A 24719-nucleotide genomic window follows, 5' to 3' on the forward strand; every position below is an offset into this window, starting at 1 on the left:
TCGCCCGGAGCCCGTGCGAACGGCGCCGTCACCCCGCTCGTCGCTGCCGGTGACCTTCGACCTGATCCCGGCGGGTGAGGGCACGCTGGTGCGCTTCACCGAGACGGGGGTTGACGGCCGTGGACGCCCCGACCCGGCGGCGGATGCCCGACCTGCCGCTGACCGGCGGCGGGCCGGCGACCACGCGCAGCGAGCACCTGCCCATCACCCGGCAGGCGGTCGCCCAGCCCCTCGGCGTGCTCCGGCCGGCGAGGGGGCCTCACGGGTGTTCCGCCCGACCGGGTGGAGCCGGACCCCGGCGTGGCGATGAGTCCGGCGTCCCGGGCGGGTCTACCCCTTGACGGAGACAACCAACGCGTCGGGAGTACGTCATGGGCCTCATCCACATCGAGATGTTCGCGACCCTCGATCTCGTCGGGCAGGCGCCCGGCGGGCCCGAGGAGGACCCGTCGGGGTTCCCGTTCGGCGGCTGGCAGGCGCCGCTGCTGGACGAGGTCGCCGGGGCGCAGATCGGCGCCGCGTACGAGGGCACGGACGCCCTCCTGCTGGGCCGGCGCACGTACGACATCTTCGCCGCCTACTGGCCGCACCAGAAGGGCGGCGAGGACGGCGACATCGCCGCCCTCTTCAACAGCGTCCCCAAGTACGTGGCCTCGCGCGGCCGGCCCGACCTCTCATGGGCCGGGTCCAGCCGGCTCGGACCTGACCTGCCCGCGGCGGTGCGCGAGATCCGTGACCGGCACCGGAACGTGAAGGTCGTCGGGAGCCTGGACCTGGTCCAGACCCTCCTGCGCGAGAAGCTCTTCGACCGCATCGACCTCTGGGTGCACCCGATCGTGCTCGGTGTCGGCAAGAAGCTGTTCGAGGGCGGGGCGGTGCCCACCAACCTCACGCTCCTCGAACCCCCGGTCGCCAGTACGAAGGGCACCGTCTACCTGCGCTACGGACTCGCCGACGGCACACCCGCCACCGGGGATATGAGCGCACCCGATCGCGGCCTCGGCGGGGACGCCTGAGCCACCCCGCGCCACCCGTCCGGAGCGGGCCCGCCCCTGCCGGGCGGGCCCGCTCCCGCATGCCCCCCGCCGTCCGCCCATCCCCGATCCCCATCCGTCACCCTCGCCCCTCCGCCGTCCGCCACCCCGCCGGGCCACCTCGAAGCCGCCTGCGTCAGCCGGCCGAGGAGCGGCCCGGCGCTCTCGTCCCGCCTTCGGGTGCGCCGGCGCATGCCGGGAGGACGGCCGGCGCTCCGGGCGCGCGGACCGCGCTCACACATGCGTGTGACGGGGACCGGCCGGGCCGGGCACGGCAGCGGGCCTGGCAGCGAGGAACACGCCACGGGCGGCGGCCCGCAAGATCGGCCGAACGGCGCAGTCGCCGGAATTGCCTCCACGAAAACAGACATGTATGGCCATACGATTTTGCCGAGTTTTCCGGGAGTTTCGCTTTTGTCGGCTCTTCCGATCGGCATTCCGGCCGCTCACGCCAACCGGCGTGGGGCCCTTCCGCCTCTCATTCCTGGAGAAACACATGCGCGTTGCCGTCACCGGTGGCGGTGGTTTCCTCGGGTCGCATCTGTGCGAAGCGCTTCTGCGGCGCGGCGACTCCGTGGTGTGCCTCGACGACTTCTCGACGGGCGACCCCGAGAACATCGCCCCGCTCCTGTCCCACCCGGGTTTCGCCTTCCAGCACACCGACGTGAGCGAGTCGGTGGACGTCGCGGGCCCCATCGACGCCGTGGCCCACCTGGCGTCCCCCGCCTCGCCACCCGACTACCTGCGCCGCCCCCTGGAGACCCTGGCCGTCGGCAGCCGCGGCACGGAGAACGCCCTGCGGCTGGCCCTCCTGCACGACGCGCGCTTCGTCCTCGCGTCGACCAGCGAGATCTACGGCGACCCCCTGGTCCACCCTCAGGAGGAGGCGTACTGGGGCAACGTCAACTCCATCGGCCCGCGCAGCGTCTACGACGAGGCGAAACGTTACGCCGAGGCGGTCTCCGCGGCCTACCGCCGCACCTACGACCTCAACGTCGGCATCGCGCGCATCTTCAACACCTACGGACCGCGCATGCGCCCGCACGACGGCCGGGTGGTGTCCAGCTTCATCACCCAGGCCCTGACCGGTGAACCCCTGACGATCTACGGCGACGGCAAGCAGACCCGGAGCTTCTGCTACGTCGACGATCTGATCCGCGGTCTCGTGGCGCTCCTCGACTCCACCGAGATGGGCCCCTTCAACCTGGGCAACCCGGTCGAGCGCACCGTGTCCGAACTCGCGGAGACCGTCCTCGCCATGACCGGATCGACCTCCGAGGTGAAGCACCACCCGCTGCCGGTGGACGATCCGGTCCGCCGCCGGCCCGTCATCACCCGGGCCCAGGAGGTCCTGGGCTGGCAGCCGGAGATCGACATCACCGAGGGCCTGCGCAGGACCGTCGCGTACTTCGCCGCCCGGCCGGACCGGCTCGGCGCCTCGGCCGCCGCCATCCGCGGCGGCCAGGACATGACGGTGCCGCTCTCCGCCGTGAACGGTGCGGCCACGGGGGCGCAGACGATCCCCGGACCGGCGGTCGCCGCCGCCGGCATGACCTCCGCGACCGCCACCGGCCCGTCCGGCCCGGGCAGCTGACCCTTCACCCGGTCAGCCGGCCCTGCGCACCCTCACCCCGCCGCGCCTCCCCCGCGGTGACCGCCCTACACCGTCCGCCACGCCTCCCCCGGGCGCCGGCGGCCGCGGCCTCCCGTCGCCTCCTCCGAATCCACCGCCCCGCTGACGCACCGCCTGGAGAACTCGCCGTCATGACGTCGTTGGAGCAAGGTCCCGCGCCGGGAACCGGCACCGTCCGGGATCTCCCACCCCTCTCCCCCGCCCCCGGCTCACCGGAGGAATGGGAGACGCTGGGTGCGGAGATCCGAGCCCTGTCCGACGGCTCCGTGGCCTCCATCGGCCCGGACGGCCCGGTCCTCGCCGGATCGCCGCGGCGGCTCAGGACGCTCCCGTCCAGCTTCGTGCGGGCCTTCTCGCGCCTCGACCGCGTCCTCGTCGTCCTGCTGTCCCTCGGCTGGCTGGTCAGTCTGGTCTGGTTCTGGACCTGGTGGCTGCAGCCCTCCCACCGCATCGGCTGGCTCGGCCTCGTCGTCAACAGCGCCCTGCTGGTGTACCTGACCTATCTGCCGGTGCACTTCCTCGTCGCCCTGATCCGGATGCGCCGCTTCGACCCGGCCGTCGCCGTGCCCGCGCTCCGCACCGCCTTCGTCGTCACCCGCGCCCCGTCCGAGACCTGGGACATCGCCCGCACCACCCTGCAGGCGATGCTCGACCAGGACTTCCCGTACGCCTACGACGTGTGGCTGTGCGACGAGGACCCGACCGCCGAGATCCTCGACTGGTGCCAGGCCCACGGCGTGTACGTCTCGTGCCGTCGCGGCCGCCCCGACTACCACCGTGCCGAGTGGCCGCGGCGCACCCGCTGCAAGGAAGGCAACCTGGCCTTCTTCTACGACCACTGGGGCTACGCCCGGTACGACGTGGTGGCCCAGCTCGACTGCGACCACGTCCCCGGTCGCCGTTACCTCACCGAGGTCGTCCGCCCCTTCGCCGACCCGGCCATCGGCTACGTCGCCGCGCCCAGCGTGTGCGACTCCAACGCCGCCGACTCCTGGGCGGCCCGGGGCCGGCTCCAGCGCGAGGCCATGTTCCACGGGCCCGTGCAGCTGGGCCACTCGGCCGGACTCGCTCCCGTGTGCATCGGCTCGCACTACGCCGTCCGCACGCAGGCGCTGCGGGACATCGGCGGCCTCGGGCCCGAACTCGCCGAGGACTTCTCGACCACCTTCCTGCTCAACTCGGCGGGCTGGCAGGGCGCCTTCGCGATCGACGCCGAGGCGCACGGCGAGGGTCCGATCACCTTCGGCGCGATGATCACCCAGGAGTTCCAGTGGTCCCGCAGCCTGGCGGTCATGCTCCTCGGAATGCTGCCCCGCCACCTCGGCCGGATGCCCCTCAAGCTGCGCGTCCGCTTCGGCGCGGCCCTGATGTACTACCCGCTGCTGGCCGCCGCCACCGTCATGGGCATCCTGCTGCCGCCGATCGCCGCGGTCACCGGTACGCCCTGGATCGACGTCAACTACGTCGAGTTCCTGTCGCACTTCTGGCTCATGTCCGTCTGGCTGATCCTGTTGACGCTGCTCTGCCGACGCCGCGGACTGCTGCGCCCCCACGACGCGCCCGTCCTCAGCTGGGAGATCTGGCTGTTCGGCCTGTCCCGCTGGCCCTACGTGGCCTGGGGGGTCCTCGCCGCCGTGCTGCAGAAGCTGCGGCCCCGTCAGATCACCTTCAAGGTCACGCCGAAGAAGCGCGACGGCCTGGAGCGCCTGCCCCTGCGCACCATCGCCCCGTACCTGCTGATCACGACCTTCCTGTCGGGCTCCGCGCTCGTCGGCCAGTTCACCGGCCCCGCCGTGGGCTACGTCTTCCTCTGCCTCCTCGGCGCCGCCTCGTACGCCGCCGTGACGCTCGTGATCGCCGCGCTGCACGTCAGGGAGACCGCGCGCGCGACCGGCGTCCCGTTCCTCCGGGCGCTGCGCACGGCCGCGCTCCCGCTCTGCTGCGGAGTGCTGTGCCTGCTCCCGCTCGGTCTCGCGGTCACCGTCTTCCCCACCTATCTCACCGGCTTCTACGCCTGGTGACGGTCCGGCCCGTGCGGCCGGTCGAGAAATGAGGTTCCCCGTGCCCCGTACCGTCCTCGTCACCGGCGGCGCCGGTTTCATCGGCAGCCACACCTGCGTCGAACTGCTCGGCGCCGGCCACGAGGTCGTCGTCCTCGACGACCACTCCAACAGCTCCCCCGAGGCCCTCGAACGCGTCGCCAAGATCGCGGGCCGGCCGATCGCGGCCGTCCATGCCGCGGACGTGCGCGACCGCCGGGCCCTGGACGCGGTCTTCGCCGCGCACCCGATCGACGCGGTGATCCACTTCGCCGCGAAGAAGGCCGTCGGCGAGTCGGTGCGCATCCCCCTCACGTACTACGACATCAACGTCGGGGGCACCACGGCCCTGGTCGCGGCCATGCACGCGCACGGGGTGCACCGGCTGGTGTTCTCGTCGTCCTGCTCGGTCTACGGCGACACCCCGGACGTGCCGCTGACCGAGGAGTCCCCGGCCGCGCCGACGAACCCGTACGCCACCGGCAAGTGGACCTGCGAACGGATCCTCGCGGACATGTGCCGGCACCTGCCGGAGCTGCGGGTGCTGGCCCTGCGGTACTTCAACCCCACCGGCGCGCACCCCACCGGGCTGCTCGGCGAGGACCCGCACGGCGTGCCCGGCAACCTCATGCCCTACCTCGCCCAGATCGCGGTGGGCCGCCGCGACGAGCTGAGCGTGTTCGGCGACGACTACCCGACGCCCGACGGCACCGGGATCCGCGACTACATCCACGTCGTGGACGTCGCCGAGGGGCACCGGGCGGCCCTCGACCACATCGACGACGAACCCGGCATGCGGGTCTTCAACCTCGGCACCGGGCACGGCGCGTCCGTGCTCGACCTCGTGCGCACCTTCGAGGAGGTGTCCGGGCGGCCGATCCCGTACCGCGTCACGGGACGCCGCCCCGGCGACGTCGCGGAGCTCGTCGCGGACCCCTCGAAGGTCACCGCGGCCTGGGGCTGGACCGCCCGGCACGACCTGGCGGCCATGTGCCGCGACGCCTGGCGCTTCCAGCAGCAGAACCCGCGCGGCTACGCCCTCTGAGGCCGCCGCCCGCCCCTACCCTCCATCCCCCCCTCAGACAGGAGCACAACGCATGCGGTTGACCGTGATCGGCACGGGATATCTGGGAGCCGTGCACGCCGCCTGCATGGCCGAGATCGGACACGACGTCCTCGGCGTGGACGTCGACCCCGCGAAGGTGGCCGACCTCGCCGCGGGCCGGCCCCCCTTCTACGAGCCGGGATTCGAGGACGTCCTGACCCGGGCGCTCGGTTCCGGGCGGCTGCGCTTCACCACCGACCTGCGTGAGGCGGCGGTGCACGGCGAGGTCCACTTCGTCTGCGTCGGCACTCCGCAGCAGGCCGGGTCCCAGGCCGCCGACCTGCGGTACGTCGACGCCGTCGTCGACGGACTGGCCCCCCATCTGTCCGCGCCCTGCCTGATCGTCGGCAAGTCCACGGTCCCGGTGGGCACGACCGCCCGGCTGGCCGCCCACGTCGCCCGGCTGACGCCTCCGGGGGTGCGGGCGGAACTGGCCTGGAACCCCGAGTTCCTGCGTGAGGGCTTCGCCGTCGACGACACGCTCCGGCCGGACCGGATCGTCGTGGGCGTGACCGGCCCCGAAGCGGACGAGACGCTGCGCCGCGTCTACGCCCCGATGCTGGCGGCGGGCGTCCCGTACCTCGTCACCGACCCGAACACGGCTGAACTGGTCAAGGTCGCGGCCAACTCCTTCCTCGCCACCAAGATCTCCTTCATCAACGCGATGGCCGAGGTCTGCGACGCCACCGGCGCGGACGTCGTCACGCTCGCCGACGCCCTGGGCCACGACACCCGGATCGGCCGGCGGTTCCTGAACGCGGGCATCGGATTCGGCGGCGGCTGCCTGCCCAAGGACATCCGCGCCTTCTCCGCCCGCGCCCGGGAACTCGGCGTCGGCCCGGCGGTGGCCTTCCTCGACGAGGTCGACGAGGTCAACCGGCGGCAGCGGAGCCGGACCGTCGCGCTCGCGGAACGGATGCTCGGCGGCGACCTCACCGGCCGGCGGGTGACCGTGCTGGGCGCCACGTTCAAGCCGGACAGCGACGACGTACGCGACTCGCCCGCGCTGGCCGTCGCGCTGGAGCTGCACCGCAGGGGCGCCCAGGTCCGGGTCCACGACCCCGAGGGTGCGGCGCGGGCCGGGCTCGCCCACCCCGAGCTGCACTGCGGCACGGACCTGCTGACGGCGTGCCGGGGCGCGGAGCTGGTGCTGCACCTCACGGAATGGAGCGAGTACCGCGAGCTGGATCCGGTGAAGACGGCCCGCCTGGTCCACACCCCGCTGCTCATCGACGGGCGCAACGCGCTGCCGCACGACGAGTGGCGCGCCGCGGGCTGGACGGTGAAGGGGCTGGGCCGTCCGGCACCGCCGCCGGAGCCGCAGCGGGCCGCCGCGCCGGAGCCGGAGACCCTGCGCACCCTCATCGTCTCCCCGGCGGCCGCCGGTCCGGAGACCTCGGCGGTACCGGTCGGCCCCGCCACCAGGACGTAACGGGCGGGGCACGCACGGCCTCATGCTGCCCGGCCCCCGGCCCCCCGGCCGGGGGCCGGGCAGCGCCGCGTCGTGCCCGGCCGCGTCGCGCGGTGCCGGGCTCAGTCGGTGACGGGGGGCTGGACGGCCCCGACCACCGGCGTCCCCGGTACGTGGTTGCCGAAGTAGTCCACGGGGCCCGGGTCGATGCCGAGGGCCCGCGGACTCAGACCGAGGGGCACCCGGCCCTCGCAGCGGGGCACCAGGTTCTCGGCGCCGGCTCCGTCCGTGACCGGTGCGGTCAGGCCGCTGAGGCACGGGTCGTCGCTGACGCCGGTCGGTCCGCCGTCCAGCGTCTCCTGGCCGGAGGCCGTGCGCCAGCCGTCCAGGGAGGTGTAGCGGTCCAGGCCCCACTCCACGGTCCACCCGCCCGAGCTGTAGTAGTCGTTGCCCTGGAGCCGGACGGTGCTCCGGCCGTACGCCGACTCCGTCGCGAGGAGGGGGCCGCCGTCGGTGGCGAAGATGTTGTTGGCGACCCGCACGCCCGCCATGCCGTCCCGCAGCCGCAGGGCCGGGGGCCGGACTCCCGCGGCGTCCGCGGACCCGAGGCCCCGGGTCCGCATCACGACGGTGTTGTGGTGGATGTCCAGGCTCTTCATGCGGGTGCCGTAGGCGACGATGCCGCCGTACTCCGGCAGCTTCCTGGCGTCGTCCCAGCTCATGTTGAAGCGGACGACGTTGTTCTTGTGGGCGCCCGTCGGCATGCCGGAGTAGACCAGGAAGCCGGGGCCGTCGTTGCCGTAGGCGAGGTTGTACTGCATGACGGACGAGGACACGTTGTTGTCGAGGCCGAAGCCGCCGCCGTCGACCCGCGAGCCGGTGCGGTTGTGGTAGGACCGGTTGCGTTCGAGGACCACGCGCGAGGAGTCGTACACCCAGATGCCCTCGGGCCCCTCCTCCGCGTCGGCGGCGGAGTGCGCACCGTTGTCGTGCGCCACCGAGTTCACGACCTTCGCGTCGAGCACGCTGCCCAGCGAGATGCCGCTGCCCGTGTTGCGCTGGTCGCTCCGCGGGTCACCGGAGTTGGCGTAGGCCCGGACGCCGTCGATCCGGAGCCCCGCGTGGGCGTAGGCCGGACGCGTGGCGCGGAACTCGGGCCCGTAGACGACGAGTCCGCTCTCCAGGTTGTCGTGCAGGGAGACGTCGGCGATCCGCACCTCCTCGAAGCCGGCGACGGCGTCGTCGTCGGCGCCGACGCTGATCCCGTTCTGGAAGCCGCGGGCCTCCACGTTGGTGATCGTGACGTGGCGGAGCCGGCGGTCGTCCGACAGGTTGTTGCGGAGGGCGATGCCCACCCCCTCGCGCCGCGAGGTGCGGTCGCCGACCAGGGCGATGCCCTTGATGTCCACACCGGCGGTGTTGCGCACCGTGATCCCGGAGGTTCCTCTCGGGGCGATCGTCGCGCGGCCGACGCCGTACGAGTCGATCACGACGGGCCTCGTTGCGCTGCCCGCCTCGCCCTCTTCCACGGTGAGGCTGCCGGCGAACCGGTCGCCGCCCTTGAGCCGCAGGCGGTCGCCCGGCTGGAACCGCGCCCCGTCGGCGTGGTCGAGGGTCCGCCACGGCGTGGCCGGGGACATCCCGTCGTTCCTGTCGTCGCCGTCGGCGCTGACGTAGAACGTGAAGGGACCTCCGGTGGCCGGGCGGGCCGGCCGGTAGACGCCGGGTACGTCGCAGCCGGTGAGCGACAGAAGCACCGCGGCCGAGACTCCAGCGGCGGCCCTCAGCGTCCGGCTCCGGTTCTCCGCGTTCACGCATACCCCTTAAGTGCTGTTTTCGCCTGATATACCCCCACAGGCGGACAGACTGCCAGAAGGCGGACACGCGAAACGCCGAGGACGACACGGCAACCGAGTCACGTACGGACCGGCCGCCCACGGCGCACGAGCCCCGGCGCCGGCAGGGCGGGGCGGGGCGCGGCGGAGCCACGGCCTCGTCACGAGAGCTCCCGTGGTGCGGGGACGGTGACGGCGGCCCCGGTGAGCACCGAACGGCGCAGCACCCCGCCCGCTCCGCCGGCCCGGACCTGCGGGCGGCCCGGGGTGGACCCGGGAGGCCCCGCGCGTCGGTCACTCTCTCGGGGTGGACCGTCCCGGCGAACGGACGCCCGGTGCGGGCGTGTTCCGCCGGTGCCGGGAGGACGGGGAACGCGTGCCGGTGATGACGTAGTAGTCGAGGAGACCCTGCTCCCAGGCACGGCGGAAGTTCCTCGGCCAGGTGCCGGGCTTCCACTGGGCGGACAGCCAGTGGTCCCAGCCCGGCCAGACCGAGGCGCCGATGGACTCGCAGCGCACGTCGGTCATCCCCGAGCGGGTCAGGGCCTCGGTCAGTTCGGAGGGCGGGCGGGCGATGTCCAGGCCGTCCGCGAAGGTGTCGAGCAGCTCCGCGAGCCGGGGGGCGGCAGCGGGGTCCGGAGCGAAGAAGCTGGTCACGGCGGCCCGCCCGCCGGGCCTCAGCACCCGTGCGGTCTCCGCGGCGAACAGCGCCAGGTCGTCGAAGTGCTGGGCGGCCTCCACGCTGCAGACGAGGTCGAACTCGGCGTCGTCGAAAGGCATCCGCTCGGCGGAACCGCGCACCAGCCGCAGCCGGTCGGAGCCGTCGCCCTCCAGCAGGCGGGCGTTCGCCCGGCGCGCCCGCTCCAGCTGTTGCGGGTGGATGTCCATCCCGGTGACCGTGGCCGGCCCGTACTCCTCCAGCGCCAGGGCACACCCCATTCCGAGGCCGCACCCGACCTCCAGCAGGCTCGCCCCGCCGAGCGGGCCGGCCGTGTCGAGCACCCGCCGGTAGAGGTCCTGCTGGCTGCGGATCCTGTCGTCCACGCCGGGCGGGCCGTCGAGGTCCTCGGGGCGCCAGTAGCCGAAGTTGATGAAGCCGCCCGCGAAGACGGGCACGGCGCTGAGGTCGGCGGGACCGTACGTCTCGTGCACGGCGGCCCGCATGCCGTCGAACCGGTCTGCCTGGGTCATGAGCACACCTCCGTGCCCAGTGTGTCGGGGCGGTGACGTTCTGTCGACGGCGCACCGGTGCCCGGCGCGCCGGACGGGTGCCATGCCCGCGCCGCCGCCCGCGGACCCGTGATGCCCCGGGGGAGAGCCGTGGAAAGGCGGCCCGCTCGCTCCGGGCGGAGCCGCGGAGAACCCGGCGGCAACGCCACAAGGGCGTGCTCCACGCTCAGGGCGAGCGGCGCTCGGGTGTCGTCCGGTGCGCCGGCTGCCGTCTGGACGTATCCCTGGACGCACCGGGCACCGCCCACCGCAACCACTGCCCGCAGTGCCTGGTCAGCTTCCACGTCGACGCCCGCGTACCCGGCGACCGGGCCTCCGCCTGCCCGGGACGCATGGAGGCCCTGTCGCCGTCCGCCCGGGCGGACGGTGAGTGGATGCTCATCCACCCCTGTCCGAGCTGCGGCGAGCTCAGCGCCAAGCGCATCGCCGGTGACGACGATCCGCTCTCCCTTCTGCGTCTGGCACTCAGGCCCCTGAGGGGGCGGAGCACGGATCTCGCCCACCGCGTCCTGCTGACGCTGTGAGCGCTCCGGGCCACGGGACCGGGGCCGCCGTGCTCCTCCCGTGGCCCGGCCGCGCCGGTCGGCCGGGCCGGGGGGACGGGTGCCTTCGGAGGGGCGCCGCGCGCATCCGCCGGCGGGGCCCCCGCCCGGACGTGACCGGGCGGGGCCAGATGAGGTACGAAAGCCCCTGTGAGTGATCAGTCCTTCGACGCGACCATCCGTGTGTTCATCGCCCTCGCCCCGCCCGACGAGGCGAAGGACGAGCTGGCGGCCGCGCTGCGCCCCGCCTACTCCGCGTACCCCGGGCTGCGCTGGAACCGCATCGAGGACTGGCACATCACCCTTGCCTTCCTCGGCGAACTCCCCGTCGCGGCCGTCCCGCCGCTGCGGGACCCGCTCGCCGCCCTCGCGGCGACCCGTCACCCCCTGGACCTGGCCCTGCGCGGCGGCGGCCACTTCGACGAGCGCGTGCTGTGGAGCGGCGTCGACGGCGACCTCGACGGCCTGCACCTCCTCGCGGCGGACGTCCGGGCCCTGGTGAAGGAGTGCGGCATCCCCTTCGAGGGGCGTCCGCTGCGCCCGCACCTGACGCTGGCCCGCGCCCGCCGCGGCGACGGGTCCGCCATAGCCGACGCGGCCGCTGGTCTGGCCGGCTTCGCCGGCCGCCGCTGGCCCACGGCCCGCCTGCACCTGGTCGGCAGCAACTTCGGCCGCGGCCCGGCCCCCATCCGCTACCGGGACATCGCGTCGTGGCCGTTCGAGGGCGCGGGCGGCTGAACGGGGCGGACCCGTGGTGCGCGGCACGGCGCACCACCCCGCGCGGGCGGTTCCGCACGACGCGTGCGGGTGGCGAGTCCGGGTAGTCGCAGCGAACGGAAGGGAGACGGAGCCGATGAGCACGGTGCACGAGACGATCAAGGTGGCCGCCCCGCTGAGCGCGGTCTACGGTCAGTGGACCCGGTTCGAGGAGTTCCCCCGATTCATGGACGGGGTCGACGAGGTCCGGCAGATCGACGCCCGCCGCTGTCACTGGCGCACCCGGGTGGGCGGCGTGTCCCGGGAGTTCGACACCGAGATCGTCGACCAGCTGCCCGACGAGCGGATCTCGTGGCGCACGGTGGGCGGCGACGTGCAGCAGATGGGCGTCGTGACGTTCCGGCGCCTCGACGACCTGCACACCCAGGTGAGCCTGGCCATGGACGTCGAGCCGCAGGGAATCGTGGAGAAGGCCGGTGCCGCGCTCGGCATGCTGCAGGACCGGGTCCGGGACGATCTGGAGCGCTTCCGGCGCTTCGTCGAGGAGGGCTCCGCCTCGGACCCCGGCTGGCGCGGACGGCTCCGTCCGGCGGAGAGCACGGGCGAGCCGCCGCCCGCCGACCCGCCGGAACCGCCCGAGCGGCCGGGTCCCTATCCGGGCCCGCTCCCGGACGACCCGGGCGACGCGCCTCGCGCGTGACCGGGCCGCAGGACCTCGTCCGGCCATGCCGTGGGACGGCGCCGCGACGCGGTCGCGGGCCCGGCCCGGCGGCGCGCCGACAGCTCCGCCCGGTCGGTGCCGGCTGCGCCGCGAACGCCGGGGCCAGCGGTACGGTCGGGCAGGGAAGCCGCGGTCTCGGCCCCGCGCCCCCAGTGCCGCGACGCCGGTCACGGGCGGGCGAGCGGCCCGAGCGAACCGGTCCGGCCGAGTCGGCTTCTGCGGAGCCGCCCGAGGGAGCGCCCCGAGGGACCGCCCCGACGGCCGGGGCCCTGCCCGGGCCCGCTCCCGGACGAGCGGACCGGTGTCCGGCGCGACCGCCCGCCCGCTCCACGTCCCGGAAAGCCGAACCCCCAGAGGAGCCGTCGAGATGGCCGAGCGCGAAGTCCGGGCCGAGGGTGTCATCTTGTGCACCGAGTCCTTCGGAGATCCGTCCGATGCGCCCCTCCTGCTCGTCATGGGCACGGGGGCCTCGATGCTCTGGTGGGAGGCGGACTTCTGCCGGTTGCTGGCCGACGGCGGGCGTTTCGTGATCCGTTACGACCATCGCGACACCGGCCGCTCGGTCACCTACGAGCCGGGGCGGCCCGGCTACACCGGGGCGGACCTCGCCGAGGACGCCGTGCGGGTGCTGGACGCCTACAAGATCCCCGCCGCCCACGTCGTGGGGGTCTCGGCCGGAGGGGGCCTCGCGCAGGTGCTCGCGCTCGCGCACGCGGACCGGATCCTGTCCCTGGTCCTGATCAGCACGTCCGCCGCCGTTCCCGGTGTCGACCGCGAGCTCCCCCCGCCGACGGAGGCGTTCCTGCGGTTCGCCGCGGAGGCGCACGTCGACTGGGACGACGCGGACTCGGTGGTCGAGTACCTGGTCGCGTCCGCGCGGGTGCTCGCCGGGGGCCGGCGGCCGTTCGACGAGGGTGCCGCCCGGAGCCTGGTGCGCCGGGACGTCGGGCGTGCGCGTGACGTCGCCGCCCTGCAGAACCACGACGCGCTCCCGGAGGGCGCACCCCCGAAGGGGTCCCTCGCGTCGATCGGCGTGCCGACGCTGGTGATCCACGGGACTGCCGATCCGCTGTTCCCGCTGCCGCACGGCGAGGCGCTCGCGGAACGGATTCCCGGGGGAAGCCTGCTCGTCCTGGAGGACGCGGGGCACGGGGTCGAGCGAGCCGACTGGGCCGTGATCGTCCCGGCGGTCCTCGACCACACGACGGCCCCCGCGACGGACGACCCGGCAGATCCCGCGACGGACCGCCCGACAGGCGGGGCCCGCGGTGTCGACGGGATGCCCCGCGCGCCCGGGGTGTCCTGACGCGTGGTCGGCGCCGGCCCGTGACGGGGCGGCGCCGACCACGTGCCGTGCCGGCGGCTCACGCGGCGGCGGGGCGGGTCACATGCGGGCGTAGGAGCCCTGGGCCGTGACGGTGTCGAAGGCCAGCCGGACGGCGGTGCCCGGGTCCGCCGGGACCGGGGTGGCGGCCGAGCGCAGTGCGGTCAGCTCGGCGTCCGAGAGGGCGCGGCGGACGAGCCGGAACTCGTCCAGCGAGCCGTGCAGCCGGTCCGCGGTGCCGCCGTCGGGGCGGGCACCGAGGAGGAAGCCGCGGACGTCGAAGCCGTCGTCGTAGGTCACGGAACCGGCCGGGGCCTGCTTCGTGGCGGCGGTGCCGTCGACGGACAGGGTCAGGCTGCCGCCCTGGCGGCGCAGGACCACCAGGCGCCAGGTGTCGTCGCCGAAGAGGGTGCCCTGCGGGGCGACGACGTCCAGCGTGGTGGTCGCCGCGTCCGTTTGGAGCAGCGCCGTGACCTTGTTCTGCGCGGGTACGGCGCGGATCCACAGCTGGCGCTCGCCGCCGCCCACGCCGTAGGCCCAGGCGAGGACGGGGGTGGTGTTGTCGGCGGACGCGAAGCGCACCCAGGTGGAGAGGGTGAAGTCGCCGGCGCCGAGGGCCTTGGCGTCGCCGTAGGGCAGTTCGACGGCGTCGTCGACGCCGTCGAGGGCGAGGGCCCGGCCGTACTTCGCGCCGGTGGACGTGGGCGTCGCCCCGCCGCGTACGTACCCGTGCCCGCAGTGCGCGCCCGCGTCGGGCGTGGCCCGGGTGGTCGCGTCGTCGACGGGGCGCGCCACGAGGTGCTGTTCGGTGTTGCCCGGCTCCATGGACCACCACAGGTCGGGATCCTTGGGAGCGGCCCAGCCGCCGGCCGGGGTGTCCAGGATGTCGGCGACGTCGGCGGTGCTCAGGGCGCGCCGGTAGTAGCGGAAGTCGTCGAGTGCGCCGGTCAGGACGTCGGTGCCGGTGGGCTTGGAGCCGATCCGGAAGCCCTCGGGGTTGACGACGCCGTCCGTGAAGGAGCCCGTGAGGCCGTCGGTGGTGACGACGTGTGCCCCGGTGGCGCCCGGATCGGTGCCGTCGACGCCCATCGTCAGACGGGAGCCGGGGGCCTGGCCGGTGGTCCGGGTGAGGGTGAGCAGGTGCCACCGGTTGTCGCCGAAGGCCCTGCGGTCGGTCTCGCCGGCCTGCTGGGGGTCGGGGAGGTCCGCCTCCACCGCTCCGCCGGCGGTCTCGGCCCGTACGGTCAGCTTGTCGAGGCCGGGCTTCGCGCGCACCCAGAGGGAGGGCCTGCCGGAGGTGGAGCCGTACGCCCACATCAGGGCGGCGTCCTTGGTGGCGCTCGTGGCGGCGTAGCGGAACCACAGCGCGAAGGTGAAGTCGCCGGTACCGTTGTCGAGGGCGGGGACGAACGGCACCTCCACGCCGGGCAGTCCGGCGTCGACGACGAGGGCGCCGCTGCCGATCCGGCCGCCGGTGACGGCGCTCTCGGAGGACGTGGTGCCGAGGAGGGTGCCGTCGGCGCAGTGGCCGGACACGTCGTCCTGGATGCGGGTGGTGCGCAGCGCGGCCGTGTCCGCGGTGTCGACGACCTGGAACGGCAGGTGCGCGGCGAGCCGGTCGGCGGCCACACCCGCTGCTCCGGCCCCCCGGAGCTGGGCGCGCTGGTCGGCGGAGAGCGCGGTCCGGTAGAGCCGGAACTCGTCGAGGGCGCCGGTGAAGCCGTCGGCGGGCGCGCCGGGCGGGTCCTCGACGGGCTTGTCGCCGAGGCGGATGCCGAGCCCGGCGGCGTCGGTGCGCGGTCCGGAGAGCGCGCCGGAGACCTGGCCCTGCTGGACGCCGGCCCGGCCGTCGACGTCGAGGGTGACCGTACCGCCGCCGCGGACCAGCGTGAGGTGGTGCCACCGGCCGTCGCCGAAGGCGGGCCGGGCCGGGTCGGGTCCGTCCAGGGTGGCCGTGGCGGTGCCGCCGGTGCCCTGTACCCAGGCGTGGATCCGGTTCTGTCCCGGCTGTGCGCGCACCCACACCTGTGGCTTGGCCGAGCCCACGCCGTAGGCCCAGAACAGCGCCTGCTGCGGGGTGTTCGCGGTGCTGTCGTACCTGAAGAAGAGGGAGTACGTGACGTCGCCCGCGCCCGGGTCGAGCGACGGGGTGTACGGGAGGTCGGCGTGGCCGTCGACGCCGTCGAGGACGAGGCCCTGTCCGAAGGAGGTCGAGGGGGCGGTGGCCGGCTGGACGGCGCCGGGGCCGAGGACGGCGCCGGGCGGGAGGTAGCCGTCGTTGGCCTCGGCCGTCGTGTCGGGGGTGGTCCGGCCGGCGGCCGGGGTGGCCTGCGGCAGCGCGGAGCCCTGGTGGGTGACCGAGGCCGGGAGCTGGAGGTCGGCGGCGCGGAAGCGGGTGAAGTGGATGTTCTCGGCGGAGAAGGTGGGGCCGCCCTCGTGGAGCAGGCCGAACTCGCCCTCGGACAGCTCGGCGAGGTCGGAGTAGCCCGCCCGGTCCGTCGCGGTGGTGCTCACCAGGCCGCCGGGCGCGTCCGTCCAGGTCGTGCCCTTGTCGGTGGAGTAGCGGATCCGCATCTCCTGGCGGTTGGCCGGGTGCGCCGGGGCGGACATGAGCAGCAGATCGCCGGGCGTCTGGCGGTAGGTCCGGGCCGGGGCGAGGACCGAGCCGTTCACGTCGGGGCCGGTCCAGCCGGCGGTGAGACCGAGCGCGGGCACGGTGGCGCCGCCGTCGGCGCTGACGGTGTGCATCCGGTGTCCGGCGGCGTAGGGGCTGCGGGCGCTGATGTACACCTCGCCGCCGGGGAGTTCGGCCACCGCGGGCTCACCGGGCTTGGCGGTGGGGTTGCCCTGGGCGTCCTCGGCGTACGAGTTGACGGTGGAGCTGCGCTGCCAGGTCGCCCCGTGGTCGTCGCTGTAGAGGACGCCGACGCGGGCGTCGGTGCCGGTGGGCCGTTCGTAGGCGCCGACGAGGAGGCGTCCGGCGTGCGGACCCTCCTGCAACTGGATGCCGTGGCTCGGGCCGGTGCCGAACCAGCCGGTGCCGGTCGCGGTGAGGCGCGGGGCGGGCTGCGGGGCGCCCCAGCTGAGGCCGTCGTCGGAGCTCTTCTGGACCCACGACCTGCGGTACTCGCCGGTCGTGGGAACGGCCTTCTCCGAGTTGGAGAGGAGGAAGACGTCCCCGGTCTGGAGATCGGCGATCGGCGAGGCGTTGCCGCGGACGTACGGAGCCTCGGGGTCGGTCTCGCTGCCGGACAGCACGACGCGGATCGGGCCCCAGGTGCGCCCGTCGTTGGTCGAGCGGCGGACGACCGTGTCGATGGGGCCTCGGTCGGCGCAGGAGGGCGAGGTGCGCGCCTCGGCGAACGCGAGCAGCGTGCCCGCCTTCGTGCGCACCAGCGTGGGGATCCGGAAGCAGCCGTAGCCGGCCGTTCCCGAGCGGAAGAGGATCTGCTGGGTGCCGATGCGGTTGGCGTCGGACAGCGCCGTTCCGCTCGCGGTGGCGGGCGGGGCGGCGGCGAGGCCGAGGAGGGGGCCGAGGGAGGTCAGCACGGCGAGGAGCGCCCCGGCGCGTAGCCGGGGCCGCGATCGTGTTCTCATCATGATCCGAGCCAATCAGGCGTCAGATCGTGCTGGTCACCGGCCCCTTGGGGAATCCGCTCTGCCCGTGCTTCGGACGGATTGCTCCGGGCCGGAGTGTCGCGAGGCCCGCGGGCGACGCGAGACGTTTCCCCGGTCTTTACGTGAGGGCACCTTCAACGATGGCATGTTCACGCCTAACCTTCGGCTGCACCGCCCCCTGTCACTCCCTCAACCGGAGGTAGCCGTGCCCGGCGCTCCCTCACATCGCCGCACCGCTCTTCTTTCCGCCCTCGGCCTCGCGGCCGCGTCGATCGGCCTCTGGGCCGGATTCGGCGGTACGTCGTCGGCGGCGCAGGCCGCGGCGACCGTCCCCACGCCCGACCACGTGGTGGTCGTCGTCTTCGAGAACCACGCCTACAGCCAGGTCATCGGCAGCTCCAGCGCGCCGTACATCAACTCGCTGAAGTCCGGCGGCGCCAACCTGACCCAGTCGTACGCCGAGACCCACCCGAGCCAGCCGAACTACTTCGCGCTGTTCTCCGGCTCCACCCAGGGCATCACCGACGACAGCTGCTACACGCCCGGCTTCTCCTCCGCGCCCAACCTGGCCTCGGAGCTGATCGCCGCGGGCAGGACCTGGGCGAGCTACAACGAGACGCTGCCCAGCCAGGGTTCGACCACGTGCAGCAGCGGCAAGTACGCCCGCAAGCACAACCCCTGGTTCGGCTTCTCCAACGTCCCGACCTCGTCGGCGTACACCTTCGCGCAGTTCCCGACCGACTTCACCAAGCTGCCGCAGGTGTCCTTCGTCGTCCCGAACCTGTGCAGCGACATGCACGACTGCTCGGTCGGCACCGGTGACACCTGGCTGAAGAACAACCTCGGCGCCTACGCGACCTGGGCGAAGACCCACAACAGCCTGCTCGTCGTCACCTTCGACGAGGACAACCGGCTCGCCGGCAACAAGATCCCGACCGTCTTCTACGGCCAGCAGGTGACTCCCGGCGCGACGTCCTCCACGACGTACAACCACTACAACCTGCTGCGCACGCTGGAGGACATGTACGGCACGGCGCACGCCGGCCAGGCCGCCAACTCGACGCCGGTCACGGGCATCTGGACCTCCTGACGCGTCCCTGTCCGACGCAGGCGGCCACCGCCTCGACGGCCGCGCCCGGCGCCCGGGACCCGGTCCCGGGCGCCGGGCGCGACCACCCCCCACGTCTCCGAGGAAAGGCCCGTATGACCCTGCGCGCCAAACTGCTCGTCCTGCTCACGGCGTTCGTCGTGCTCGGCGGCGTGGCCACCGCCTCGCTGCTGCACGCCGCGGACCGGGCCGCGGAGAAGGACCGCCCCCAGGCCGGCGGCCCGGCGGTCACGGCCGGCCGGGTGTCGCTCGCCGCCGGGGCCGGCCGCCGGATCGTCTTCCGCAACATGGCCTGGGGGCCGCATCGCGACGAGCTGGTCACCGTCCCGGCCGCCGCCCCGACGGGTCCGCGCACCTCCTCCGGCGTCCGGTGCCTGCGCTTCCACGCGGCCGGCGGCACCGGGATCTGCCTGCAGGCGGAGCACGGGGCGGTGGACGACACCTACCGGGCGGTGGTCCTCGACGCCGGGCTCGGGGAGCGAGCACACTATCCGCTGCCCGGTGTCCCCACCCGGGCCAGGGTCTCGCCCTCGGGGCGGTTCGTCGCCTGGACGGTGTTCGTCGGCGGCGACTCGTACGCGGGCGCGGACTTCTCCACGCGCACGGCGGTCCTCGACACCAGGACGGGCCGTCTCACCAAGTCCCTCGAGGAGTTCCGGGTACGGAAGGACGGCAGGGAGCACCGCGCCACGGACATCAATTTCTGGGGCGTCACCTACGCGCGCGACGACCGGCACTTCTACGCGACGATGGCGACGGGCGGCCGGACCTACCTCGTACGGGGCGATCTCGCGGAGCGGACCGTGACCACGCTCCACGCGAACGTCGAGTGTCCCTCGCTGTCACCGGACGAGACCCGCGTCGTCTACAAGAAGCGGGTGGCGGGCGCGCCCGCCGACAAGCCCTGGCGGCTGTACGCCCTGGACCTGGCGACGATGCGGGAGACGCCGCTCGCCGAGCCGCGCAGCGTCGACGACCAGGCGGTCTGGCTGGACGCGCGCACGGTCGCCTACGCGCTGCCGGGTGACTACGGCGCGGACCTGTACACCGTCCCGGCCGACGGCTCGGGGACCGCGACCCGCCTGCTGAACGCGGGGCTCGCCCCCGCGTTCCTCGGCTGAGCGTCCCGGTCCGGCCTCAGCCGGCGTTCTCCATGCCCGGGCGCAGGCGCTCCAGGAGGGCGTAGAGCGTGCCGCTCTCGGCCGGGGTGAGGGTGTCGAGGGCGCCGTGGGTCGTCTGCATCTCCTCACGGAGGCGGCGCACGGTCTCGCGGCCCTCGTCGGTCACGACCACGTTCTTCACGCGCCGGTCCGCGGGCGCGGGCTCGCGGCGGACGAGTCCGCGGGCCTCCAGGCGGTCGACGATCCCGGTCACGTTGGACGCGTCGCACACCAGGAGGGCGGCAAGGGCGCGCATGGGCAGCGGGCCGTCGAGCTGCGCCAGGAGCTTGGCCTGCGTGGGGGTGAGTCCGTGGCGGGTGGCGGCGGCCGCGAAGTCGCGCCACTGGGCCGTGCCGATCGCGGCGAGCAGCTCCAGGAGCTGCGGCTTGGTCGGGGTCTCCGGGGTGGTCGCGCTCATGCCTGGAGCGTACTCAAGGTGCTTCACATTATCAATTGTTTACTTGACTGCCTCAAGTATCTCCGCCTAACGTCGGCGAAGTACTTGATGAAGTCAAACATCTAGGCCCTGAAGCACCGAGAAGGTCCGCCCCTCATGAGCAACACCCCTCCGCCCTCCACCGGGCAGCGCCGCGAGACGGTCATCGTCTTCGCGCTCAGCCTGGCCGCCATGGTCGTGTCGATGATGCAGACCCTGCCGGTCCCGATCCTCGGCCTCATCCGTGCCGACCTCGGCACCTCGGCCGCGAACGTCAGCTGGGTGACCACCGCCACGCTGCTGTCCGCCGCCGTCTTCACGCCGCTCCTCGGCCGCTTCGGCGACCAGCACGGCAAGAAGCCCACCCTCGTGGCCGTCCTCGGCGTGATGGTCGCCGGATCGGTCGTCGCGGCCCTCGCGACCTCACTCCCGCTGCTCATCCTCGGCCGCGTCCTCCAGGGCGCCGCCACCGCGATCTTCCCGCTCGCCCTGTCCGTGCTGCGCGAGGAGGTCCGCCCGCAGAAGCTGCCCGGTGCGATGTCCCTGGTCAGCGGCACCCTGGCGTTCGGCAGTGGCCTCGCGCTCGTCGCCACCGGCCTGCTCACCTCCGGCTCGGACGCCGACTACCGCTCCGCCTTCTGGATGGCGACCGGCTTCGCCGCCCTCGCCCTCCTCGCCGTGGTCTTCCTGGTCCCCGCGACCCGCCACAAGACCGGCGGGCGCACGGACTTCCTGGGCGCCCTGACCCTCGGCCTCACCCTGCTGCTGCTCCTGCTGCCCATCTCTCAGGGCCACGAGTGGGGCTGGACCTCCGCGCGCACGCTGGGCAGCTTCGCCGGTGCCGCCGTCATGACCGTCGTCTGGGTCCTCACCGAGCTCAGGGTCCGCGAACCGCTCGTCGACATGCGCATGTTCGTGCACCGGCCGGTGCTCATGGCCAACCTCGCCGGTGTGCTCGTCGGCTTCGGGATGTTCGCCAACTTCCTCGGGGTCTCGTACCTGGTCCAGATGCCCGAGGCGCTGACGGGTTACGGCTTCGGCGCGTCCATCCTGCGCGCCTCGGTGGAGTTCCTGCTGCCCGGCGCCATCGTGTCGCTGCTCGCCTCCCCCGTCGGCGGGCAGCTCGTCCGCCATCGCGGTCCGCGGACGGCACTGGCCCTCGCCGCGGTCCTGGGCGCCGTCGGCTTCGGCTGGCTCGTCCTGGACCACGGGCACACGGCTTCCGTGATCGGCGCCGGGGTCGTCGTCGGCGCGGCCGTCAGCTTCGGCTACGCGGCGATGCCCGCCGTGATCATGGCGAGCGTTCCGCACCACCAGAGCGGCATAGCCAACGGCATCAACTCGATCTCCCGCTCCACCGGCAGCGCGATCGGCAGTGCCGTGGTCACGACGATCCTGGCCTCGAAGACCATCGAGCACCTGCCGGCCGGCGTCCCGGCCCTGCCCGCGGAGTCCGGCTTCACGCTCACGTTCGGCGTGGGCGCCGTGGCCTTCGCCCTCGTCGCGGTCATCGCCCGTTTCGGGCTGCGCACCCGTCAGGAGGCGCCCGCCACGGCGCCGGCCGCCCCGGTCGTCGCGAAGACGGCCGAGCCCGCGGCCTGACACGGCGCACGACCGGGGGCCGGGGCGGTCTCAGACCGTCCCGGCCCCCGGTCGTGTCCGGGTCCGGTCAGACCTGCTCGTCCTCCGGGATGCTGACCAGCCAGCGGGTGTCCTGACGCGGACGGAGGTAGAGGGCCCAGTAGAGGGTCGCCACCGCCGTGATGCCGCCGGTCCACAGCAGGTACTCGGTGTCCTGCATGTACAGGACGTAGGCGAGGACGCCGATGAGCAGCACCGGGACGGCCGGCCACAGCGGCATGCGCCAGGCCCCGACCTCGCGGTGCGCGCCCCGGCGGCTGAACAGCGCGGCCACCGCGACCAGCAGGTACATGCCGGTGACGGAGACACCGGTGACGCCGTAGAGGGTGTCCAGGTTGACGAAGCACAGAGCCGCGCCGGGCACGCCCACGACCAGGGTGGCCACCCACGGGGAGCCGAAGCGGCCCAGCCGGGAGAGGGCGTTGTTGACCGGCTCCGGCCAGGCCTTGTCGCGGGCGGAGGCGAAGAGCACCCGGGAGTTCTGGATGACCATGACGATGCCGGCGTTGATGATGGCCAGCGCGACGCAGAGGCTGATGAAGGTGCCGACGGCGGAGTTGGACCAGGCGCCGATCATGCCGCTGATGTCGCCGCCGGTGAGGGTCTCCAGGTCGCCCGCGCCGAGGGTGATGGCGACGACGGGGACCAGGATGACGGCCGTGGAGATGGCCAGGGTGGCGAGCACCGTGCGGGCCACGTTCCGGCGCGGGTTCTCCAGCTCCTCGGAGAGGTAGACGGCCGTCGAGAAGCCCTGGGTGACGAAGAGGGCGATGGCCAGGCCGGAGACGACCAGCGCTCCCGTGACGAGGGAGTGCGTGCCGCCCCCGGCCGCGACCTCGCCGTGCGCCAGGGAGCCGACGCCTCGCTGGGCGTGGGCGAAGCCGAGGACGGCGACGATGCCGGCGGCGACGACCTCGAGGACGAGGAAGATGCCGGTGATCCAGGCGTTGGCCCGCAGGTCGAGCAGGCCCGCGAGCGTGGCGAGGAGCATCACGCCGGCGCCCGCGATCGGGGCGGGGATGTGCACCAGGGGCGCGAGGTAGTCCGCGGTGCCCATGGCGATCACCGGTGGCACGATCATCACGACCAGCAGCGACAGCACGAAGACCAGCCAGCCGGCGAGCCGGCCCGTGAGGGTGGAGACGATGGCGTACTCGCCGCCCGCGCTGGGGATGAGGGTGCCCAGCTCGGAGTAGCAGAACGCCACGCCGATACAGAGCAGCGACCCGATGGCGATGGTCAGGGCGGTGAACGTGCCGACCGACCCGAACAGGTCCGGGACGACCACGAAGAGGGTCGAGGCGGGTGTCACGCACGACAGCGTGAGCAGGGTGCCGCCCACGACACCGATCGAGCGCTTGAGCTTCTGCGGCACGGGGCCGGTCTGCGGGGCCAGCGCGTGCGGTGCGCTGAGGGTGTCGGTCATCAGGCGGTTCCGATCGGTGCGTGCGGTGGTTCCTGGCGGGAGCGGTATCGCCTCCGAGGCGGCCGGTGATCATGAGGGGGGTCCGTGGCTCCCGGGCCTGAATGGAAGCCCGCACGGAACCGCAGGTCAATGCCCCGCCCGCTGCGGAATCCGTCGTTCCGACCGGCCGGGGCGAGGCGGCAGGGCATCAAGGACGCGTCAAGACGCCGGAAAACGCTCCGTGCGGGAACCGCAGCCGCCCGGGGAGGACTTTTCCCGCGCTTTACCCGTCGCCCCCCTGGGGTCGCCCCGCCGTCCACCCTTCGAGACGAGGCCCCGTCCTCGCTCGGGCGCATGCCTGCCCGGACCGCCCGGCGCACCCGCGAAGCCCGGGAGACCGGCGGTCGCCCGCCGCCCCGCCCGCATGGCGCCCCGCCGGAGGGTCGCCACCGGTCGCCGTCCGGTCCCATAATGCGCGGGGACTCCTTCCTGCGCGGGGAGTCCTCCACGACCACGGCCCAGGAGGGCGCGATGACGATTCCGTTCCAGGTACGGGTCCAGGCCGCGGTCGTACGGGGGGCGTACGCGCTGCCCCGGCCCCTGCGGCGACTGCTCGCGGGCGCGCCCGTGCGGCGGGACGGCCAGGAACTCGCCCTCGACGCGCAGCTCCTGCTGCGGCTGCAGCGGCTCTCCGGCGAGCAACTGGTCAGCCCGCGCGGAGTCGCGCACTCCCGGGCGGCCCTCGACGTCGGGCGGCACCTGGTGAGCGGCCCGCCGATCGAACCGGTGGGCACGCGCGACGTGGCGATACCCGTCGCGTACGGAGACCTGCCCGCGACCCTGTACACACCGGCCGGACTCGACGGACCGTCAGGGCTCCTGGTCTTCTTCCACGGCGGCGGCTGGGTCGTCGGCAGCCGGGCCAGCCACGACAACACGGCGCGCTTCCTCGCCCAGCGGGCGGGCGTCCGCGTGCTGTCCGTGGAGTACCGGCTGGCCCCGGAGCACGTCTTCCCCTCGGCGGTCGACGACGCCCTCGCCGCCTTCGACTTCGCCCACGCCAAGGCCGGGGACCTCGGGGTCGACCCGGCGCGGATCGCCGTCGGCGGGGACAGCGCGGGCGGGAACCTGGCGGCCGTCACGGCGCAGCTGGCGACCCGGCGCGGCGGACCGGCACCCGCCTTCCAGCTCCTGTTCTATCCCGCGACCGACGCCACCCGGCACCGGCGTTCCCGGCAGCTCTTCGCCGACGGCTTCTTCCTCACCAGCGCGCACATGGACTGGTTCTCCGGCCACTACGCCCCCGAGGGCGTCGACCGCGCGGACCCCCGGCTCTCGCCCCTGCTCGCCGACGACCTCTCCGGCCTTCCGCCCGTCTACATCGCCACGGCGGGCTTCGACCCGCTCCGGGACGAGGGCGAGGCCTATGCGCGCCGCCTGTCCGAGGCCGGGGTGACGGTCGCGCTGAGCCGCCAGCCCGACCTCGTCCACGGATACGTGAACTTCCTGGGCATCGGCCACCGCTTCCGGGAGGCCACCGCCGAGGCCGCGGGCGCCCTGCGGCTGGCCCTCAGCCCGCGCTGACCCGGATCGGCGACCGCCTGCACGCCCGGGCCGGTCCGCCCCGCACCCCGCCCACCCCCGGCGCGGACGGGCCTCCGGCGGCTTCGTGAGCGCCGGGGGACGGCGCTGCCGGCGGCCGCCGGGTCCGTGCTGGTGCCCGGTGGGCCGCCGCGCCACCCGCTCCTCGCCCCGACCGG

18 protein-coding genes are annotated in these 24719 nt (G+C 73.8%); 13 read left to right on the forward strand and 5 right to left on the reverse strand.

Translation table 11 applies throughout. The features are described 5' to 3' along the window. Window positions 1-371: 371 nt before the first annotated feature. The 5 genes from ACGF1Z_RS14005 to ACGF1Z_RS14025 all read left to right on the forward strand — a co-directional run bounded on the left by ACGF1Z_RS14005 (window position 372) and on the right by ACGF1Z_RS14025 (window position 7243). On the forward strand, window positions 372-1016 hold the full coding sequence (locus ACGF1Z_RS14005) for a dihydrofolate reductase family protein (RefSeq protein WP_393003446.1): 645 nt from the start codon (window positions 372-374) through the stop codon (window positions 1014-1016). 514 nt (window positions 1017-1530) lie between these two features. Beyond that, entirely contained in the window at window positions 1531-2628 is a 1098-nt protein-coding gene (locus ACGF1Z_RS14010) for a UDP-glucuronic acid decarboxylase family protein (RefSeq protein ID WP_393003448.1), read from the forward strand. A 170-nt stretch (window positions 2629-2798) separates the two neighbouring features. Beyond that, the gene (locus tag ACGF1Z_RS14015) at window positions 2799-4688 is read left to right on the forward strand and encodes a glycosyltransferase family 2 protein (RefSeq protein WP_393003450.1); all 1890 of its coding nucleotides are present in this window, start codon (window positions 2799-2801) and stop codon (window positions 4686-4688) included. Window positions 4689-4728: 40 nt separating this feature from the next. After that, window positions 4729-5751: a UDP-glucose 4-epimerase GalE gene (gene galE, locus ACGF1Z_RS14020; RefSeq protein WP_393003452.1), complete on the forward strand. Its 1023-nt coding sequence runs from the start codon at window positions 4729-4731 to the stop codon at window positions 5749-5751. Window positions 5752-5803: 52 nt separating this feature from the next. Next, the gene (locus tag ACGF1Z_RS14025; protein WP_393003454.1) at window positions 5804-7243 is read left to right on the forward strand and encodes a UDP-glucose dehydrogenase family protein; all 1440 of its coding nucleotides are present in this window, start codon (window positions 5804-5806) and stop codon (window positions 7241-7243) included. Window positions 7244-7344: 101 nt separating this feature from the next. Here ACGF1Z_RS14025 and ACGF1Z_RS14030 read toward each other — a convergent pair whose 3' ends face one another. Together ACGF1Z_RS14030 and ACGF1Z_RS14035 are read right to left on the reverse strand one after the other, a co-directional pair. Then, window positions 7345-9036, reverse strand: coding sequence for a right-handed parallel beta-helix repeat-containing protein (locus ACGF1Z_RS14030; RefSeq protein WP_393003456.1), 1692 nt, complete (start codon window positions 9034-9036; stop codon window positions 7345-7347). A gap of 315 nt (window positions 9037-9351) precedes the next feature. Further along, window positions 9352-10248 (reverse strand): class I SAM-dependent methyltransferase, encoded by an 897-nt coding sequence (locus ACGF1Z_RS14035; protein ID WP_393003458.1) that lies wholly within the window; start codon window positions 10246-10248, stop codon window positions 9352-9354. Between the two features lie 194 nt (window positions 10249-10442). On the opposite strand from ACGF1Z_RS14035, the gene ACGF1Z_RS14040 reads away from it, so the two are divergent. The 4 genes from ACGF1Z_RS14040 to ACGF1Z_RS14055 all read left to right on the forward strand — a co-directional run bounded on the left by ACGF1Z_RS14040 (window position 10443) and on the right by ACGF1Z_RS14055 (window position 13573). Then, window positions 10443-10811, forward strand: coding sequence for an RNHCP domain-containing protein (locus ACGF1Z_RS14040; RefSeq protein ID WP_393003460.1), 369 nt, complete (start codon window positions 10443-10445; stop codon window positions 10809-10811). A 168-nt stretch (window positions 10812-10979) separates the two neighbouring features. Then, the gene (gene thpR / locus ACGF1Z_RS14045) at window positions 10980-11567 is read left to right on the forward strand and encodes an RNA 2',3'-cyclic phosphodiesterase (RefSeq protein WP_393003462.1); all 588 of its coding nucleotides are present in this window, start codon (window positions 10980-10982) and stop codon (window positions 11565-11567) included. Between the two features lie 115 nt (window positions 11568-11682). After that, window positions 11683-12246 (forward strand): SRPBCC family protein, encoded by a 564-nt coding sequence (locus tag ACGF1Z_RS14050; protein WP_393003464.1) that lies wholly within the window; start codon window positions 11683-11685, stop codon window positions 12244-12246. A gap of 388 nt (window positions 12247-12634) precedes the next feature. Beyond that, window positions 12635-13573 carry an alpha/beta fold hydrolase gene (locus tag ACGF1Z_RS14055; RefSeq protein WP_393003466.1) on the forward strand — a complete coding sequence of 313 codons (939 nt, stop codon included), beginning with the start codon at window positions 12635-12637 and terminating at the stop codon, window positions 13571-13573. A gap of 78 nt (window positions 13574-13651) precedes the next feature. Here ACGF1Z_RS14055 and ACGF1Z_RS14060 read toward each other — a convergent pair whose 3' ends face one another. Beyond that, a complete protein-coding gene (locus ACGF1Z_RS14060; RefSeq protein ID WP_393003468.1) occupies window positions 13652-17191 on the reverse strand; it encodes a LamG-like jellyroll fold domain-containing protein in 3540 nt (1179 codons plus the stop codon). A 223-nt stretch (window positions 17192-17414) separates the two neighbouring features. On the opposite strand from ACGF1Z_RS14060, the gene ACGF1Z_RS14065 reads away from it, so the two are divergent. Together ACGF1Z_RS14065 and ACGF1Z_RS14070 are read left to right on the forward strand one after the other, a co-directional pair. Then, a complete protein-coding gene (locus ACGF1Z_RS14065) occupies window positions 17415-18299 on the forward strand; it encodes an alkaline phosphatase family protein (RefSeq protein WP_393003470.1) in 885 nt (294 codons plus the stop codon). A gap of 113 nt (window positions 18300-18412) precedes the next feature. Next, window positions 18413-19438, forward strand: coding sequence for a TolB family protein (locus ACGF1Z_RS14070; RefSeq protein WP_393003472.1), 1026 nt, complete (start codon window positions 18413-18415; stop codon window positions 19436-19438). A gap of 16 nt (window positions 19439-19454) precedes the next feature. Here the strand turns inward: ACGF1Z_RS14070 and ACGF1Z_RS14075 are convergent, their stop codons facing one another. After that, the gene (locus ACGF1Z_RS14075) at window positions 19455-19895 is read right to left on the reverse strand and encodes a MarR family winged helix-turn-helix transcriptional regulator (RefSeq protein WP_393003474.1); all 441 of its coding nucleotides are present in this window, start codon (window positions 19893-19895) and stop codon (window positions 19455-19457) included. A gap of 135 nt (window positions 19896-20030) precedes the next feature. Between ACGF1Z_RS14075 and ACGF1Z_RS14080 the strand changes: the two genes are divergently transcribed. Then, complete coding sequence (locus ACGF1Z_RS14080) at window positions 20031-21515, forward strand: MFS transporter (RefSeq protein WP_393003476.1); 1485 nt, start codon at window positions 20031-20033, stop codon at window positions 21513-21515. A 67-nt stretch (window positions 21516-21582) separates the two neighbouring features. Here ACGF1Z_RS14080 and ACGF1Z_RS14085 read toward each other — a convergent pair whose 3' ends face one another. Then, window positions 21583-22980, reverse strand: coding sequence for an APC family permease (locus ACGF1Z_RS14085; protein WP_393003478.1), 1398 nt, complete (start codon window positions 22978-22980; stop codon window positions 21583-21585). A gap of 450 nt (window positions 22981-23430) precedes the next feature. On the opposite strand from ACGF1Z_RS14085, the gene ACGF1Z_RS14090 reads away from it, so the two are divergent. Beyond that, window positions 23431-24543, forward strand: a complete 1113-nt coding sequence (locus ACGF1Z_RS14090; protein WP_393003480.1) for an alpha/beta hydrolase — start codon at window positions 23431-23433, stop codon at window positions 24541-24543. The last annotated feature ends 176 nt before the right edge of the window (window positions 24544-24719 follow it).

The organism is Streptomyces sp. NPDC048018 (assembly GCF_043202995.1).
Classification (GTDB): domain Bacteria; phylum Actinomycetota; class Actinomycetes; order Streptomycetales; family Streptomycetaceae; genus Streptomyces.

Bases quoted from the DNA above. Each gene is read 5' to 3' on its own strand.
- ACGF1Z_RS14005 (WP_393003446.1), top strand. From the start codon at position 372: ATGGGCCTCATCCACATCGAGATGTTCGCGACCCTCGATCTCGTCGGG.
- ACGF1Z_RS14010 (WP_393003448.1), top strand. From the start codon at position 1,531: ATGCGCGTTGCCGTCACCGGTGGCGGTGGTTTCCTCGGGTCGCATCTG.
- ACGF1Z_RS14015 (WP_393003450.1), top strand. From the start codon at position 2,799: ATGACGTCGTTGGAGCAAGGTCCCGCGCCGGGAACCGGCACCGTCCGG.
- ACGF1Z_RS14025 (WP_393003454.1), top strand. From the start codon at position 5,804: ATGCGGTTGACCGTGATCGGCACGGGATATCTGGGAGCCGTGCACGCC.
- ACGF1Z_RS14035 (WP_393003458.1), bottom strand. From the start codon at position 10,248: ATGACCCAGGCAGACCGGTTCGACGGCATGCGGGCCGCCGTGCACGAG.
- ACGF1Z_RS14050 (WP_393003464.1), top strand. From the start codon at position 11,683: ATGAGCACGGTGCACGAGACGATCAAGGTGGCCGCCCCGCTGAGCGCG.
- ACGF1Z_RS14055 (WP_393003466.1), top strand. From the start codon at position 12,635: ATGGCCGAGCGCGAAGTCCGGGCCGAGGGTGTCATCTTGTGCACCGAG.
- ACGF1Z_RS14060 (WP_393003468.1), bottom strand. From the start codon at position 17,191: ATGATGAGAACACGATCGCGGCCCCGGCTACGCGCCGGGGCGCTCCTC.
- ACGF1Z_RS14070 (WP_393003472.1), top strand. From the start codon at position 18,413: ATGACCCTGCGCGCCAAACTGCTCGTCCTGCTCACGGCGTTCGTCGTG.
- ACGF1Z_RS14075 (WP_393003474.1), bottom strand. From the start codon at position 19,895: ATGAGCGCGACCACCCCGGAGACCCCGACCAAGCCGCAGCTCCTGGAG.
- ACGF1Z_RS14080 (WP_393003476.1), top strand. From the start codon at position 20,031: ATGAGCAACACCCCTCCGCCCTCCACCGGGCAGCGCCGCGAGACGGTC.
- ACGF1Z_RS14085 (WP_393003478.1), bottom strand. From the start codon at position 22,980: ATGACCGACACCCTCAGCGCACCGCACGCGCTGGCCCCGCAGACCGGC.
- ACGF1Z_RS14090 (WP_393003480.1), top strand. From the start codon at position 23,431: ATGCGCGGGGACTCCTTCCTGCGCGGGGAGTCCTCCACGACCACGGCC.